14 protein-coding genes are annotated in these 13,692 nt (G+C 62.2%); 5 read left to right on the plus strand and 9 right to left on the minus strand.

From position 1 onward, the window contains the following. Window positions 1-6: 6 nt before the first annotated feature. On the minus strand, window positions 7-696 hold the full coding sequence (locus tag ACJJVR_RS10600) for a haloacid dehalogenase type II (RefSeq protein WP_405404366.1): 690 nt from the start codon (window positions 694-696) through the stop codon (window positions 7-9). Between the two features lie 107 nt (window positions 697-803). Here ACJJVR_RS10600 and ACJJVR_RS10605 point away from each other — a divergent pair, with 107 nt between their 5' ends. From ACJJVR_RS10605 to ACJJVR_RS10620, 4 genes are all read left to right on the plus strand, one after another. Next, window positions 804-1,325 carry a redoxin domain-containing protein gene (locus ACJJVR_RS10605; protein WP_405404369.1) on the plus strand — a complete coding sequence of 174 codons (522 nt, stop codon included), beginning with the start codon at window positions 804-806 and terminating at the stop codon, window positions 1,323-1,325. 44 nt (window positions 1,326-1,369) lie between these two features. Further along, window positions 1,370-1,975: a DNA-3-methyladenine glycosylase gene (locus tag ACJJVR_RS10610; protein WP_405404370.1), complete on the plus strand. Its 606-nt coding sequence runs from the start codon at window positions 1,370-1,372 to the stop codon at window positions 1,973-1,975. 97 nt (window positions 1,976-2,072) lie between these two features. After that, complete coding sequence (locus ACJJVR_RS10615; RefSeq protein ID WP_405404372.1) at window positions 2,073-3,308, plus strand: ATP-binding protein; 1,236 nt, start codon at window positions 2,073-2,075, stop codon at window positions 3,306-3,308. Between the two features lie 73 nt (window positions 3,309-3,381). Next, a complete protein-coding gene (locus ACJJVR_RS10620; protein ID WP_405404374.1) occupies window positions 3,382-4,575 on the plus strand; it encodes an MFS transporter in 1,194 nt (397 codons plus the stop codon). Window positions 4,576-4,976: 401 nt separating this feature from the next. Here ACJJVR_RS10620 and ACJJVR_RS10625 read toward each other — a convergent pair whose 3' ends face one another. The 8 genes from ACJJVR_RS10625 to ACJJVR_RS10660 all read right to left on the minus strand — a co-directional run bounded on the left by ACJJVR_RS10625 (window position 4,977) and on the right by ACJJVR_RS10660 (window position 12,499). Further along, window positions 4,977-5,885, minus strand: coding sequence for a TRAP transporter substrate-binding protein (locus ACJJVR_RS10625; protein ID WP_405404376.1), 909 nt, complete (start codon window positions 5,883-5,885; stop codon window positions 4,977-4,979). A gap of 11 nt (window positions 5,886-5,896) precedes the next feature. Then, window positions 5,897-6,685 carry an SDR family NAD(P)-dependent oxidoreductase gene (locus ACJJVR_RS10630; RefSeq protein ID WP_405404378.1) on the minus strand — a complete coding sequence of 263 codons (789 nt, stop codon included), beginning with the start codon at window positions 6,683-6,685 and terminating at the stop codon, window positions 5,897-5,899. Then, complete coding sequence (locus ACJJVR_RS10635) at window positions 6,672-8,177, minus strand: tripartite tricarboxylate transporter permease (RefSeq protein WP_405404379.1); 1,506 nt, start codon at window positions 8,175-8,177, stop codon at window positions 6,672-6,674. The genes ACJJVR_RS10630 and ACJJVR_RS10635 overlap by 14 nt, the downstream gene beginning before the upstream one ends. A gap of 6 nt (window positions 8,178-8,183) precedes the next feature. After that, the gene (locus ACJJVR_RS10640) at window positions 8,184-8,744 is read right to left on the minus strand and encodes a tripartite tricarboxylate transporter TctB family protein (protein ID WP_405404380.1); all 561 of its coding nucleotides are present in this window, start codon (window positions 8,742-8,744) and stop codon (window positions 8,184-8,186) included. Between the two features lie 14 nt (window positions 8,745-8,758). Continuing rightward, window positions 8,759-9,853, minus strand: a complete 1,095-nt coding sequence (locus ACJJVR_RS10645; protein ID WP_405404382.1) for a tripartite tricarboxylate transporter substrate binding protein — start codon at window positions 9,851-9,853, stop codon at window positions 8,759-8,761. Window positions 9,854-10,209: 356 nt separating this feature from the next. Next, window positions 10,210-11,346, minus strand: a complete 1,137-nt coding sequence (locus tag ACJJVR_RS10650; RefSeq protein WP_405404384.1) for a zinc-binding dehydrogenase — start codon at window positions 11,344-11,346, stop codon at window positions 10,210-10,212. 25 nt (window positions 11,347-11,371) lie between these two features. Next, the gene (locus tag ACJJVR_RS10655; protein ID WP_405404385.1) at window positions 11,372-11,788 is read right to left on the minus strand and encodes a hypothetical protein; all 417 of its coding nucleotides are present in this window, start codon (window positions 11,786-11,788) and stop codon (window positions 11,372-11,374) included. Between the two features lie 27 nt (window positions 11,789-11,815). Beyond that, window positions 11,816-12,499, minus strand: a complete 684-nt coding sequence (locus ACJJVR_RS10660; protein ID WP_405404463.1) for a GntR family transcriptional regulator — start codon at window positions 12,497-12,499, stop codon at window positions 11,816-11,818. A 237-nt stretch (window positions 12,500-12,736) separates the two neighbouring features. Here ACJJVR_RS10660 and ACJJVR_RS10665 point away from each other — a divergent pair, with 237 nt between their 5' ends. Further along, complete coding sequence (locus ACJJVR_RS10665; protein WP_405404387.1) at window positions 12,737-13,645, plus strand: dihydrodipicolinate synthase family protein; 909 nt, start codon at window positions 12,737-12,739, stop codon at window positions 13,643-13,645. The last annotated feature ends 47 nt before the right edge of the window (window positions 13,646-13,692 follow it).

Raw genomic sequence — 13,692 nt, forward strand, 5'->3', positions numbered from 1 at the left:
AACGCCTTAGCGACCGTCCCATCGATCGGCAATCGCCCAGGCCAAGGCGCGAAGATCGGATGCCACCACATCCGGCTGCGGTATGTCCGGCAGAACCAGCGGCGCGTTCACGCCATGCGTGACCAATGCCCCCTTTCCACCCAGCGCCTGCATACCGATCGTGTCCCAAACGTGACACGCCACAAGACACAGGTCTTGCGAGGGAACGGCCAGCGCATCGGCCACCAGCCGATAGGTCTCGGGCGCTGGCTTGAAGCGGCCGACAGGCTGCACGCTGAAGCTTGCCTGGAAATACTCGGCAAGTCCCGCCCGATCGATCGCAGATGGACCCTTCGACGGGGGCGAGTTGGTCAGCGTCACCATCCGGAACCCCTGCTGTCGCAGATGATCCAGTGCGTCAGCCGCGTCCGGATGGGCAGGCATCGTGGCAATTGCCTGCCGCAACGCCTCTGCATGGGTGTCGGTGACCGGAACGCCCCGGATGTTTCCGGTCATGCGCAGAACCCCGACAGCCAGCGTGCCAAAGTCGCTTTTCAGACCGGTGATCGTCAGTGTCTGCGAATACAGGATCAACTGCGCGAACCAGTCGCGCATGACCTCTGCATCGCCGAAAATTTCGTCGAACAGCGGGCACAGATGATTTAGATCCAGCAACGTCTCGTTGACGTCAAACACCAGTATCGGGCGGGTAGGCATGGCGTGCGATCCTTCGTTTGCGATTATTTTGAAACCATCCGTTCCGAAAATCGTTCCTAGCACATCCATCCCGGAAAAGCCGGGCCTTCTGAGAAAAGAAAGATACAATGACCCATACCACCCTCATGCCCGCCGCCGCCGTTCCCGCAATCGACGCCCAAATGCCGGACGGCACCCCGTTTACCCTGCCCACCGCCCCGGATGGCGGCATGAGCGTGGTCTTCTTTTACCGCGGCATTCATTGCCCGATCTGCAAGACCCAGATCGAGGAACTGGCCAGCCGCGAGGATGAACTGCGGGCCGCGAACCTGTCCGTCGCGGCGGTGTCGATGGACGACGACGACCGCTTTGCACGGCAGACAAAGGAATGGGACCTGGGATCGCTGGCAATCGGCCATGGCCTGACCGAAGCATCCGCCCGCAACTGGGGTCTGTACCTGTCGGACAAGGCCAAGGATGCAGAACCGACCCGTTTCGCGGAACCCGCCATCGCCGTGCTCAAGGCGGACGGCACGCTCTATGCGCTGTTCCTGCAGAACACCCCCTTTGCCCGCCCGCGCCTGGACGATCTGATGCAGGGATTGGGCTTTGTGATGAAGAACGACTATCCGGTTCGCGGAACCGCCTGAACCACGCGGGCCGCCACCCGGACACAAGGGTGGTGGCCCCCATCATGACAACGCTGTGCCAACAGGGGGACGCCGTGACGCCATTCACGCAACAGATCGCGGGATGGGACAGCGTCACCTTGGCGCGGCGTCTGATCGGCGCGCGCCTTGTCGTGCGCGGCGTCGGTGGCATCATCATCGAAACCGAGGCCTATGCCCGCGACGACCCCGCATCGCACAGCTATATGGGACCAACGGTGCGCAATGCGTCGATGTTCGGACCGACAGGACATGCCTATGTCTATCGTTCCTACGGTATCCACCTGTGCCTGAATGTCGTCGCAGCCGTGGGCAATGCTGTCCTGATACGCGCTTTGGCACCCGACACCGGCCTGGACCTGATGCGGACGCGCCGTCAAAACCCCATCCTCTGCAGCGGACCGGGACGCCTGACCCAGGCGTTGGGGATCAGACCCGACGACGACGGTGTGACATTCGACCGTTCCGATTTCAGCATCTCCCTCCCGTCAAAGGAACACGATTTGCTGACCGGACCGCGCATCGGGATCAGTCGGGCACAGGCGTTCCCATGGCGGTTCGGTCTTGCGGGGGCCAGCGGGCTTAGCCGACCGTTCCCCACGGCGGCGACCCGGACCGACGGAAAACGTTGAGGCCGATTGGGAAGCGCGCCGAATAAACCCTGTGCATTTTCACGACGCTGCAATAGACATACAGGCCGAAAAACCGTCCAAAGCCGGGGGACAATCAATGGATTTGCACAGCAGCGACCGCACCATGCAGGATCATGCAGCATTCCAGGCCGGCCACCATGATTTTCAGTCCGACATTCAACGATTGGCCGGCAATGATCTGGTCGGTACGATTCTGGAAACGGTGATGCTTGCCACCCGCATGCGTTTCGCCGGGGTCGCGCGCGTCACGGCGGATCGGTGGGTCGCCTGTCGCACCATCGACGAGCTGCAGTTCGGTATCGCCGCGGGCGACGAGATAGAGATCGGGTCGACGTTCTGCCAGACGGTCCGCAAGACATCAGAACTGATCATCTTCAACAAGGCGTCGACAGACCCGCGTTATCACGACCATCCCATTGCCGCGGCCTTTGGCATCGTCAGCTATGCCTCGGTGCCCATCTTCAGGGCCGACGGCAGCTTTTTCGGCACGCTTTGCGCGATCGATACGGAAACCAAGGACGTCAGCAACACCCGAAGCGTCGCCATGCTGAAGATGTTCGCGGAAATCATCGGGGGTACCCTGGACACGGCGGAACGTCTGGACGCACAGGAACGCGTCATCGAACAGGAACGCAAACTGGTCCGGATTCAGGAGGAGTTTACGGCAATCCTGGGTCATGACCTGCGCAACCCCGTCACGGCCCTGCGATCGGGCATCAGGATGCTGGGCAAGGAGACGCTGACAGAGCGCGGTCGGGGGGTGATCGGCCTGATGCAATCCTCGCTGCACCGGATGGGAGAGCTGGTCGACAACATGATGCTGCACGCCAAGGCGCGGCTTGGGGACGGGATCACTGTTGCGGTCACCCCGGACGCACCCCTTGGCGCCGCGATCGCGCAGGTCGTCGCAGAGATCAGCCTGGCGGCACCCGACCACCAGATCACGACCGACCTGGAGTTCGGCGGGACGGTCTGCTGCGATGCGTTGCGCCTGTCGCAGGCGGTATCGAACCTGATCTCGAACGCCATCAATCACGGCGCCCCCGGTACGCCTGTGACCGTGCGCGGCCGCCTCAGCGATGGCATGGTCATCATGGACGTGGTCAATACAGGCGACCCTATCCCGGACGCCGCGCAGCGTGCCATCTTTCAACCGTTCCAGCGTGGCCGGACCGCCGAGGGTTCGGGCCTTGGCCTTGGGCTGCATATCGCATCGTCCATCGCCCGGGCGCATGGCGGAACGATCGCCGTTACCTGTCGCGATGACACGACGACGTTCCGGCTGACCGCCAAAACAGGCGATGGCCCGTAATGGCGTCGGTGTCCCGACACGACCGGGGTGACGCAACCTGCCGCAACGGCGATGACGCCAGACGGAGCGATCGATGACCAGAACCACGGAACGTCACCGGGTGTCCCCCATCGCGGTGATCGCGATCGCCCAGCTGCTGGGGACATCGCTGTGGTTCAGCGCGAACAGCGCGGCCGAGGGGCTGATGCACGCATGGGGCGCAACCGCGGCCGATATCGGTCTGCTGACGAATGCGGTCCAGATCGGTTTCATCGCAGGCACGCTGGTCATGTCGCTTGGCGGTCTGGCCGACCGGTTCACCGCCAGTGCAACCTTTGTCGTCTCGGCCGTGGCCGGGGCCGTGTTCAACCTTGGGTTCGCGTGGTTGGCGCAGGATATCGCCACAGGCGCCGCGTTCCGCTTTCTGGTAGGGCTGTCGTTGGCGGGCATCTATCCCATCGGGATGAAGATGATCGTCAGCTGGGCACCCGATCGCGCGGGACAGTCACTGGCCCTTCTGGTCGCCATGCTGACCTTGGGGACCGGGTTGCCGCACCTGCTGCGTGCGACAGCCGGAGAGCTGCCGTGGCAATGGGTGGTCGCGTCGTCATCGATCCTTGCCGTGATCGGGGCGGCGATGATCCGGGCCTTGGGCGACGGCCCGCATCTTGCACCGCCCGCGCGTCGCCATGCAAAGGGCCGCCCCGCCGCATTGCGCGCCTTTGCCATTCCCGATTTCCGTGCCGCCGCATTCGGTTATTTCGGCCACATGTGGGAATTGTACGCCTTTTGGACGATCGTGCCGGTTCTGGTCGCAGCGACGGGCCTGGCGACAGAGTATCCGGCGCTTGGCGTGTCCGGGCTGTCGTTCCTGATCATCGCGGCCGGTGCCATCGGGTGCCTGGTCGGCGGCAGCGTGGCCCGGACGGTCGGCAGCGCACCGGTTGCCATCGCGGCCCTGATCCTGTCGGGCACATGCGCCGTCGGCGTGGCCGCATTCTGGCAACTGTTGTCACCGAACTGGTTGCTGGCGCTGCTCTTGGTCTGGGGGGCGACGGTCGTCGCGGACTCGCCCCAATTCTCGGCACTGTCCGCACGATCCTGTCCACAGGATGCGATCGGCGCGTCGCTGGCCATTCAAAACGCCATCGGCTTTGCGATTACTGTCGTCTCGATCACGCTGACCACGGCGCTGTTCCAGCGCATCGGCCCGGCGGCCGTGTGGCTGCTTGTCCCCGGGCCACTGGTCGGTATCCTGACCTGTCGCAGATTGGTCCGAACCAGCTGACCCCGCCTGCCCGGAGCGTTGCATCTGTTCACACCAAGCACTTGCAATACAGCCACACTGATTCCGCAGCCTGCATGGCAAAGCGCATGTCCTTGTCCTGAAAGTCCGCAAGAACGCCCGCGATCGGGGGCGGTCAGGCTGACATGTCCTGTTGATGAGGCGGCCCTTTAGCAGTTGAAACAAACAGGCCTCACGCTTGACCGATCATACAGCACAACGCCGGAAAACCGACAGACTGCCCAAGGCGTCGATGGCAGAATGCACCGGACGGTCATCGCGCGTGGGCTGGAACGCGCGGCCAATGCCGGTCCGCTGATGGATGCACGCATACCCTTGGCAGCATCGTCGGTGACAGGGCCGCAGGAGAGGACGAAACGGCTCGGCTCTGCCTGCTGTCGCAATCAGCTGCCCAGATAGGCGGCCACCAACCCCCCGTCCAGCCTGGCCCGTTCGCGCGCGACGATCTGGGCACAGGCGGTGCGAAAGCTGTCCATGTCGATATCGGCCGGATGCAGGATGGCGACACCCTCATCGCGCAGGGCGGCAAGGGCATCGGTGTCCTGCGCCTCGGCCAGACGCCGCTGTTCGGCGGTGGCCAGATCAGCGGCGGCCTGTACGGCGTCCCGGGTTTCGGCAGGCAGGCCATCGAACCAATCGGCATTGCACAGAAACAACACAACGCCAAAGAAATGGCCCGTCAGACTGAGGTAGCGGTGCCTGTGATACAGTTCGAACACCATGGCGTTGGTCAGGGGATTTTCCTGTGCATCCACGCGGCCCGACATCACGGCCTCGCGCAGTTCGCGCACATCGGTGACGACGGGGGTAAAGCCGATGGCGGCCATCGTGTCCTGATAGATCTGGTTGTCCAATGTCCGCACGATCAGGCCCGCGCAATCGGCGCTGCTGCGCAGGGGGCGGGCGTGGTTGGTCAGGTGGCGAAACCCGTTGTCCCAAAAACCCAGCACCCGATAGCCGGTCGTGTCATGGATGGCGCGGCGCAGAATGTCCCCGGCAGCACCGTCCAGGGCGGCATAGGCCGCATGGCGGTTGCTTTGAGAAAACGGCAGGTCGATCACCGCCAGTTCCGGCACGCGCGCGGTCAGATACCCCGACGCCATGTACCCGGCCTGAAAATCTCCCGCGTCGATGCCGTCGAACAGGGCGCGCGCGGTCGCGCCCGTCCGGGTGACGTCGTCGACCCGATCAAGCCGCAGGTCGGTCGTGGCCAACGCATCGGCAAAGCATGACAGACCGGCAGTCAGGATGGATTTGGGCCCCTGATAGCCGCCAATACGCAGATTTGTCATCGTTTTCCCCTTTAGACCAGCATCAGCCGGCCACCGTTCACATCGATGGTCGCGCCGGTAACATAGGCCGCATCATCGCTGGCCAGAAAGGCAATGGTGCCTACGATATCCTCGGGTTCGGCCAAGCGGCCCACGGGCGTCATGCGGGCAAAGGCCGCCTCCTTCTCGGGTGTCAGCAGGGCGTTCACCCGGTCGGTGCGGGTGGTGCCAGGGGCGACCGTGTTGGCGGTGATGCCCAATGGCGCCACATCCTTGGCCAGATACTGCGTCATCATCGCGACCGCCGCCTTGGCCGCCGCATAATGCGCGGGCGATGACCCGGCGCTGGTGGACCGCCCGGCAAGCGATCCAAGGTTGACGATCCGGCCCCAACTGCCGCGTTTCATATGCGGCAGGACAGCGGTGCAGCACAGGAACACGCTGCGCAGGTTCAGCGCGATCACGTGGTCCCAGTCATCATCTGCAATGGCGTCGAACGTCGCATAGGACGTATATCCGCCAGCGCATGTCACCAGGATGTCCAGCCCGCCCATGGCCTTGGCCGCGTCATCAACCATCGCCTGAACGGATGCGCGATCGGTCACATCGGCGGCCAGCGCGACGGCGGTGCCCCCGATATCGCGCACCGCCTGCGCCGTCTGTTCGGCGCGCGCCAGGTCGATGTCGGTGACGGCCACCACCGCCCCCTCGCGTGCCAGCCGCAGGGCCACTGCGCGCGCAATGCCACCGCCAGCCCCGGTGATCAGGGCGTGACGGGCGGCAAAACGTGCCGCCGGCCGCGATGTATCAGCGTGTACCATGGGCTGCCTTTCCGGTTTTCACCCGCGACCCGCGCACCAGGCGCAGGATGCCTTCGGCGAAAATGGCCACCAGCACGACCACCAGAACCGTGCCGACCCATTGCGATGCGACAAAGCTGAAGGGCCGTCCCTCGAACACCAACAGCGCGCGGCGCAGGTTTTCATCGACCATCGGGGCCAGGATCACACCCAGCACGATAGGCGCGACCGGAAAACGGAAATGCCGCAGCGCCAGCCCGAACAGGCCCGATGCGAACATGATCCACACATCGAACATGCTGAGCCGCACGGAATAGGCCCCGATCACGCAGATCGGCAGGATCAGCGGCATCAGCACCCCGCGCGGCAGGCTGAACAGCCTTACGCACGGTTTGATCAATCCGATGGCGGCGACATACATCAGCAGATTGGCCACGATCAGCGAGGCATAGATGAAATAGATCAGGCCGGGGTGATCAACCTCGATCGTCGGCCCGACCACGATGTTGTTCAGTGCCAAGGCCGCAATCAGCGCCGCCGCCGCCGCGTTGCCGGGAATGCCGAGCGTCAGCGTGGGCAGCATCGAGCCGCCGATATTGGCGTTGTTGGCTACTTCGGCACATACGATGGCCTCATAGCTGCCTTTGCCCCACATCGCCTTTTCCTCGGGTCCGGCACAGCGCCGCCCGATGTCATAGGACAGGAAAGACGCCACATTGGCCCCCGCCCCCGGAATGGCGCCCGTCACGGCCCCGATCACCCCCGAACGCACCGCGGCCACGCTGTAGCGCATCAGTTTGCCCAATGGCGGAATGACCCGACCCACCGATTGCGGCACCGCCTGTTGCTGCTTGCGTGGCAGCACGCGAAACAGTTCGGTCATGCCGAACAGGCCGACCAGTACGGCGACGTAATTCACGCCGTCCATCAGTTCCGGCACGCCATAGGCAAAGCGCGGCACGCCATGGATCGGGTCAAGCCCGACCAGCGCCACGATGATGCCCAGCCACCCGGCGATCCAGCCCTTCAGGGGCATCGCACCACAGGCCATGGACCCGCAGATCGAAATGCCGATCATCGCCAAAAGCGCCATTTCCCACGACCGGAACTGCAAGGCAAAGCTCAGCACCAGCGGGATGAACGCCACCAGCAGCAGGATACCCACCCAGTTGCCCACGAACGACCCGGCAATCGCCATCCCCAGCGCCTGCCCGCCTTCGCCCCGCCGGGCAAGGGCGTTACCCTCGATCATGGTCGGTACGGCGTCGGGAGTGCCGGGTATGTTGATCAGCACCGCCGAGATTGCGCCGCCAAACACGCTGCCCGTATAGACACCCAGCATGAACACGATGGCCGTGTCCTGCGCCATGCCCGTCGAAAGCCCGATCAAGAGGGCCATGGCCATCGTCGTGGACAGGCCCGGCAATGCGCCCCAGACGATGCCCAGTGATACACCCGCGAATGCCATGATCAGCAGCCATGGCGACAGGACCTGAAGGAAAGCGTCAATCATTGTGTGTCACCTTGGCAATGAGATCAGAAAAATGTTGCGAAACGTCAGGCTGAGAAAAATTGTCCAACCCACTGAGCACAGCAGGATCCTTGCCAACGGACCGTTCCAGAAGATCTTCATCAGGACGCTGAGACACAAGATCGTGGTGATTTCGAACGATCCCACCACCAGGTAATACCCTGCGACATACCCTGCCAAACCAAAGGAAATGCCATCCATCGCCAACAGATAGACAAAGATCACCCCCACCAGCATCGCGGTGCGCACCGGGTCGCCGATCGAATCTTCGTCCGTTTCAGGGTCGAGGGCGGGCATTGTCTGGCCACGTCGGGCCCAGGCGGTAACGCCCAGCCCGATCGCCATCACCAACAGGCTGATCCCCGCCGCGGCGGGCACCAGACCCGGCCCGGTTCGCCAACCGCCGGGGCTGCGAAACCCCAGCGCCTCCCATGTGTACCATCCCGCCAAGGCGATCAGCAGGATGGCCGCGATCATATCGACGGTCGGGGTGGCGTATCCCGCCCCCTCCTCCTCGCCGGCGAAGTCACTTTTGTCGGGGGTGCTCATGTGCCGATCGCCGCTCACAGGTCCAGCGGCCGATAGTTTTGCGGCGGCCACCATTCGGCAAACCCGTCAGGCGACGGCAGGCCCAACGCCTCGGCCGAGACGACGTCCGACCCGATCTGATCCGCGTATTTGTTGAACAGATCCACGGTGACGGTTTCCATGCTGGCGGCCTCGCGGTCGGCCTCTTCGCCGACCTTGAAGTCGGCCTGAAAAAAGCTGGTCTCAAGATATGACAGGAATTCCGGGGTATTTACGGCCTCAAGGAAGGCCCCCTGGATTTCGCGCAGGATCTCGGGCGGTGTGTCGCGGCGCACCATCATGTTGTAGGTGGCGCCCATGGGCAGGAACGGCGCAAGCGCGGGCAGTAGGTTCGCCACCGTGGGCAGGACCATGCCGTTGTCCAGAACGATGTCTTCGGTGCCGGTATGCTGCAACATGCGCAACTGTCCGGCGCGCACCAGCTCAAGGTGCTCGTGCACACCGCCCCCGGCAATATCGACCTCGCCCTGCAACCCTGCCAGCGTGGCGGGTTGGCCGCCCTGATAAGGCACATAGCGCAGATCGATTTCGGCAAACGACGCGATCAACAGCGCCATTTCATGCCAGATGCCGCCGGTGCCCGAGGTCGAGATGCTGATCCGGCCCGGGTCGGCCCGGGCGGCATCGATCACATCCTGCAAGGTCTGAAACGGCGACCCCATCGGGACAGACCAGCTTGCGATGGAGTTGCCGGCCTTCATGAAGGCCCATTCCTCCCAGGGTGCGGGCTCTGCGGGAACATGCCCCAGGACGCGCACGAATTTGTTGTAATTGGCCGCGCCGAGGATGTTCAGTCCCTCAGCCGGTTGCGCAGCGACGAACTGGGTGGCAATGCCACCGACCGCGCCGGGGCGATTGTTGATGCTGATGTTCCAGCCGCGAGCCTTGCTCATTTCTTCGGCCAGCTTTCGGATCAGCACATCTGTTCCGCCACCGGCGGCAAACATGATCACCACCGTGATGGGGCGGCTGGGATAGCTTTGCGCGGTGGCAAGCCCCGGCATCGTGATGGTCATGGCGGCGGTTGCAGCGGCGCCCAGAAACGTACGACGGTCGAATCCTTTGGTCATGTGTTCATCCTCCCTAAATCGACCGTCTCTCCAAATGCGCCATTTATTTTGACGCGTGTTCTGGCTGGAGTTTTTCGGTCAGTTCGAAAAGATGACTAAGATTCCGGCACTGCGTCAACAAATACGTCATTACCATTTCAATGGTTCGACATTACCGTATCCGATGGCAAAATAATATCGTTCTTAGGCCAGGCAGAAAAGCCGAGTATACAATTTATAATATACCAAATTATTGTTAATAAACGATAAAAAATTACGCCCTCCAAAAATGGAAGGCGCCTGAATATTACCACACTAGAAGCCACGACTTCTTATTTGCAGGCAATTCACCAGCGGTGAAGACAGTGTTGGTTTCTTTATTTCTTATTCTTTACGACAACCTTGATTGCGTCCTCAACCCTCTCACGGGCATAGCGCAAGGCCTCGGGCAATTCCTCCATATCAAAGGTATGGGTATGAATTTTCGTCGCATCGAATCGCCCTGCGGCCATAAAGGCGTGGGCCCGATGAGTGGCCGATTTGCCTTCGCCCCGAATGCCGTAAACATAGATGTTGTTGCGCACCAGATAAGCCACATCGACCAGATCGGGGTCGTGCGGAAAGGCCGCCAGACAGATCTTGCCACCGCGATTCAACATGCGACCTGCAACGTCGATGGCACCCGGTGCACCGGAACATTCCAGCACATAGTCCACACCCTTGCCATCGGTCAGCGCCATGACGGCTGCGACAGGGTCTTCGTTGCGCACGTTGATGACGTAATCCGCCCCCAATTCGCGCCCCACCGCCAATCGGTTGTCGCGCGTTCCCGTCAGGATAACAGGATCAGCGCCCAGTGACTTTGCCACGGCAGCTCCCAGCAGTCCGATCGGGCCGGGGCCACACACCACCACCGCCTCGCCGGCGATCAGCCCGCCCAGTTCCGTCAGGCCGTACATCGACGTGCCGGCGGTCACCACAAGGGTTGCTTCCTCATCGCTCATGGTGTCGGCGATCTTGATTAGCGTGTTGATGTTGTTCACGGCATAGGAAGCAAAACCGCCGTTGGTCGTGAACCCGTTGGCGCGATGCCCCTTGTTCACATCGCCATAATTCTTGCCGTAGTTCAGACAGGAGGTATACATGCCCATCCGGCAACGCTTGCACTGACCGCAGCCGGCATGGATTTCCACCGTCACCCGGTCGCCTACGGCAAATTCGTCAACGCCCGGTCCAAGGGCCGCGACCGTGCCCATGTATTCATGGCCCGGCGTGAAATTCTTGTTGAACGGCAACCCACCTTCGATGATCGCGGGCGGACCGGACGAGATCACATCAAGATCCGTGGCACAGATGGCAACGGCGTCGATCCGGACCAGCACTTCGGCACGGCTGGGCACAGGTGTCGGCTTGTCGATGCGGGTCAGTTGCTCGGGATCGCCCAGAACCCATGCCTTCATGGTCTCGGGCACGGTGACGGCAGGGCCGGTTGTCACTCCGGGAGGTGCGTACATCTATGGTTTCCTTAGGTTGCAGGGCTCAGGCGGCGGTGGACAGACGGACGCTGTCGGGAACAGGCAACGGCTGATTGGCGCTGTCCTTGAACTCGACCGTGGTGAACAACAGATCGGTTTCACCGATGTTCTCCACGCTGTGCAGCAGGTATTCGTCCGGGCCGAATACGAAATGCCTGGTGTCGCCCGGGAAATGGGTCACATCCTTGACACGGCCATCCTCGAAATACCCGCGCGCGGTGCCGTGACTGTGGCACGTCCAGAAATAGTTCAGCACATGGCGGTGAAACGCGCAGCGCTTTCCGGCCGGCAGATGCAGGTGCCACACCCGAACCGCATCGGTTTCCGACACCAGCACGCTGCCGACGACTGCGCTATGGCGGTTGGCATTCATGTCCTCGATCAGTTCGGCAGGCCAGTCGTCATGGGTGTCGGTGGTCATGGCAGAGTTTCCTTTGCGGGGTTCGGCTTATCGAGGTGCGGGGTTCGTATCGACGATTGATGCATTCTGCAGACTGTCCAGCACGCGCTTGCGCGAGCTTTGGATGTGGTCGCGGGCGTGTGCGACGGCCAGCCGCTTGTTGCCCGCGCGGATCGCGTCGATGATTTCGCCATGTTCGCGCACGAACAGATCCAGCGACATATCGTCCGAACTGGTCACGCTGACATAGGTAAAGCGGTCGAACTGTTCGATCATCTCTTGCGTGATCTGCGCCAGACGGGCGTTGCCGCAGTTCAGCGCGATATAGCTGTGAAAGGCACGGTTATAGTCGATCCAGGTGGTCAGATCGGGGCTGGGTGGTGCGGCGCGAAACGCCTCGAGGCCCTCCAGAACGGAGGGCGTTGCAGATTCAATCATCAGGACGATGCATTCCCGCTCAAGAATCTGGCGCAGCCCGTACATGTCGCGCACATCGCTGACATCGATGCGGCGCACGCGATAGCCCTTGCGCGGCAACACCTCGATCAGACCCTGTCCCTCAAGCTTCAAAAGGGCGTCGCGGATCGGTGATTTGCTGACGTCGAAACGCCCGACCAGGTCACGTTCACGCAAAAGCTGACCAGGGCGCAGTTCGCATGAAAGCACGTCGGAACGCAGCTTCTGATATACAGAGTCTCTGGCAAGATCGCGGGGCTGACCTGTTGTATCCATGGTCCTGAAACTACCTTTCAACGAAAAACACTGCTTTCGCCTCTCTATCGACAGCAGCGGGACAGTTACAAGTAAGAATATCACAAGGTGTTTTGTCAACTGTGATATTTCAGTTGACAGAACGACGCAGCCTCTCACATATCCATAGCCAAGGGTGCCAGGGCCACAGGACCGCCCCGAACCGACCCGTGCGCGGCCCGTATCCCGGCTGCCCAGATCTTTGAGAGGACAAACCCCATGGCCAAACAATTCCGCGGGCTTCTTGTGCCGGCAATCACCCCCTTTAACGCTGATCTGTCCCCGGACAGCGCGGCGTTCGTGAAACTGTGCAAATGGCTGTTGGCCAATGGCGCCGACGGACTGGCGGTGTTCGGGACCACCAGTGAGGCGAATTCGCTCAGCATCGCTGAGCGGATGGCATTGCTAGAGGATGTCGTGGCCGCCGGGGTGCCTGCGGACGTGCTGATGCCCGGCGTTGGCATGCCGTCGCTGGTCGATACCGTGGCACTGACCAGACATGCCCTGTCGCTGGGCTGTGGGGGGGTGCTGGCGCTGCCGCCGTTCTATTACAAACCGGTCTCGGTTGACGGCCTTTATGCGTGGTATTCCACCGTCATAGAAACGATCGGCTCCGCCGATCTGGGGCTGTGGCTGTATCATATTCCGCAAAACACCGGCGTGGGCATTCCGCATGATCTGATCGAACGGTTGATCCGCGATTATCCCGACACGGTTCTGGGTATCAAGGACAGCTCGGGCGACTGGGCGAACACCGAAGCGATGCTGCACCGCTTTCCGAACTTCAGCATTTTTCCGTCATCAGAGGGCATGCTGGTCAAATCGCACGCCCTGGGTGGCGTCGGGTGCATCACGGCCTCGGGGAACGTGAACCCGCGTGGCATCCGCTCGCTGATCGATGCGCTTGGCACGCCCGATGCAGACGCGCTGCAAAAGCAGGTGGCCGACGTGCGCGCGATCGTTTCGTCCTATCCGTTGATCCCTGCAGTCAAGGCGCTGTTGGGGGCCGAAATGAACGAGGCCAGCATGTCGACCCTGCGCCCGCCGCTGGACGCCCTGCCCCAGGCCGACCTGGACAGCCTGCGCAAGCGGCTTGCCGATGCCGGTTGGTCCTTGCCGACCGCCTGAACCAAAAAACAGACAAGGCGCCGGATCATCGGCGCCTTGTCTCGGGT

Origin of the sequence: Paracoccus sp. Ld10, from assembly GCF_045064235.1 — a bacterium.
GTDB lineage: Bacteria > Pseudomonadota > Alphaproteobacteria > Rhodobacterales > Rhodobacteraceae > Paracoccus.

Coding starts and splice junctions, on each gene's coding strand:
- ACJJVR_RS10600 (WP_405404366.1), bottom strand. CDS start 696: ATGCCTACCCGCCCGATACTGGTGTTTGACGTCAACGAGACGTTGCTG.
- ACJJVR_RS10605 (WP_405404369.1), top strand. CDS start 804: ATGACCCATACCACCCTCATGCCCGCCGCCGCCGTTCCCGCAATCGAC.
- ACJJVR_RS10610 (WP_405404370.1), top strand. CDS start 1,370: ATGACAACGCTGTGCCAACAGGGGGACGCCGTGACGCCATTCACGCAA.
- ACJJVR_RS10615 (WP_405404372.1), top strand. CDS start 2,073: ATGGATTTGCACAGCAGCGACCGCACCATGCAGGATCATGCAGCATTC.
- ACJJVR_RS10620 (WP_405404374.1), top strand. CDS start 3,382: ATGACCAGAACCACGGAACGTCACCGGGTGTCCCCCATCGCGGTGATC.
- ACJJVR_RS10625 (WP_405404376.1), bottom strand. CDS start 5,885: ATGACAAATCTGCGTATTGGCGGCTATCAGGGGCCCAAATCCATCCTG.
- ACJJVR_RS10630 (WP_405404378.1), bottom strand. CDS start 6,685: ATGGTACACGCTGATACATCGCGGCCGGCGGCACGTTTTGCCGCCCGT.
- ACJJVR_RS10635 (WP_405404379.1), bottom strand. CDS start 8,177: ATGATTGACGCTTTCCTTCAGGTCCTGTCGCCATGGCTGCTGATCATG.
- ACJJVR_RS10640 (WP_405404380.1), bottom strand. CDS start 8,744: ATGAGCACCCCCGACAAAAGTGACTTCGCCGGCGAGGAGGAGGGGGCG.
- ACJJVR_RS10645 (WP_405404382.1), bottom strand. CDS start 9,853: ATGACCAAAGGATTCGACCGTCGTACGTTTCTGGGCGCCGCTGCAACC.
- ACJJVR_RS10650 (WP_405404384.1), bottom strand. CDS start 11,346: ATGTACGCACCTCCCGGAGTGACAACCGGCCCTGCCGTCACCGTGCCC.
- ACJJVR_RS10655 (WP_405404385.1), bottom strand. CDS start 11,788: ATGACCACCGACACCCATGACGACTGGCCTGCCGAACTGATCGAGGAC.
- ACJJVR_RS10660 (WP_405404463.1), bottom strand. CDS start 12,499: ATGGATACAACAGGTCAGCCCCGCGATCTTGCCAGAGACTCTGTATAT.
- ACJJVR_RS10665 (WP_405404387.1), top strand. CDS start 12,737: ATGGCCAAACAATTCCGCGGGCTTCTTGTGCCGGCAATCACCCCCTTT.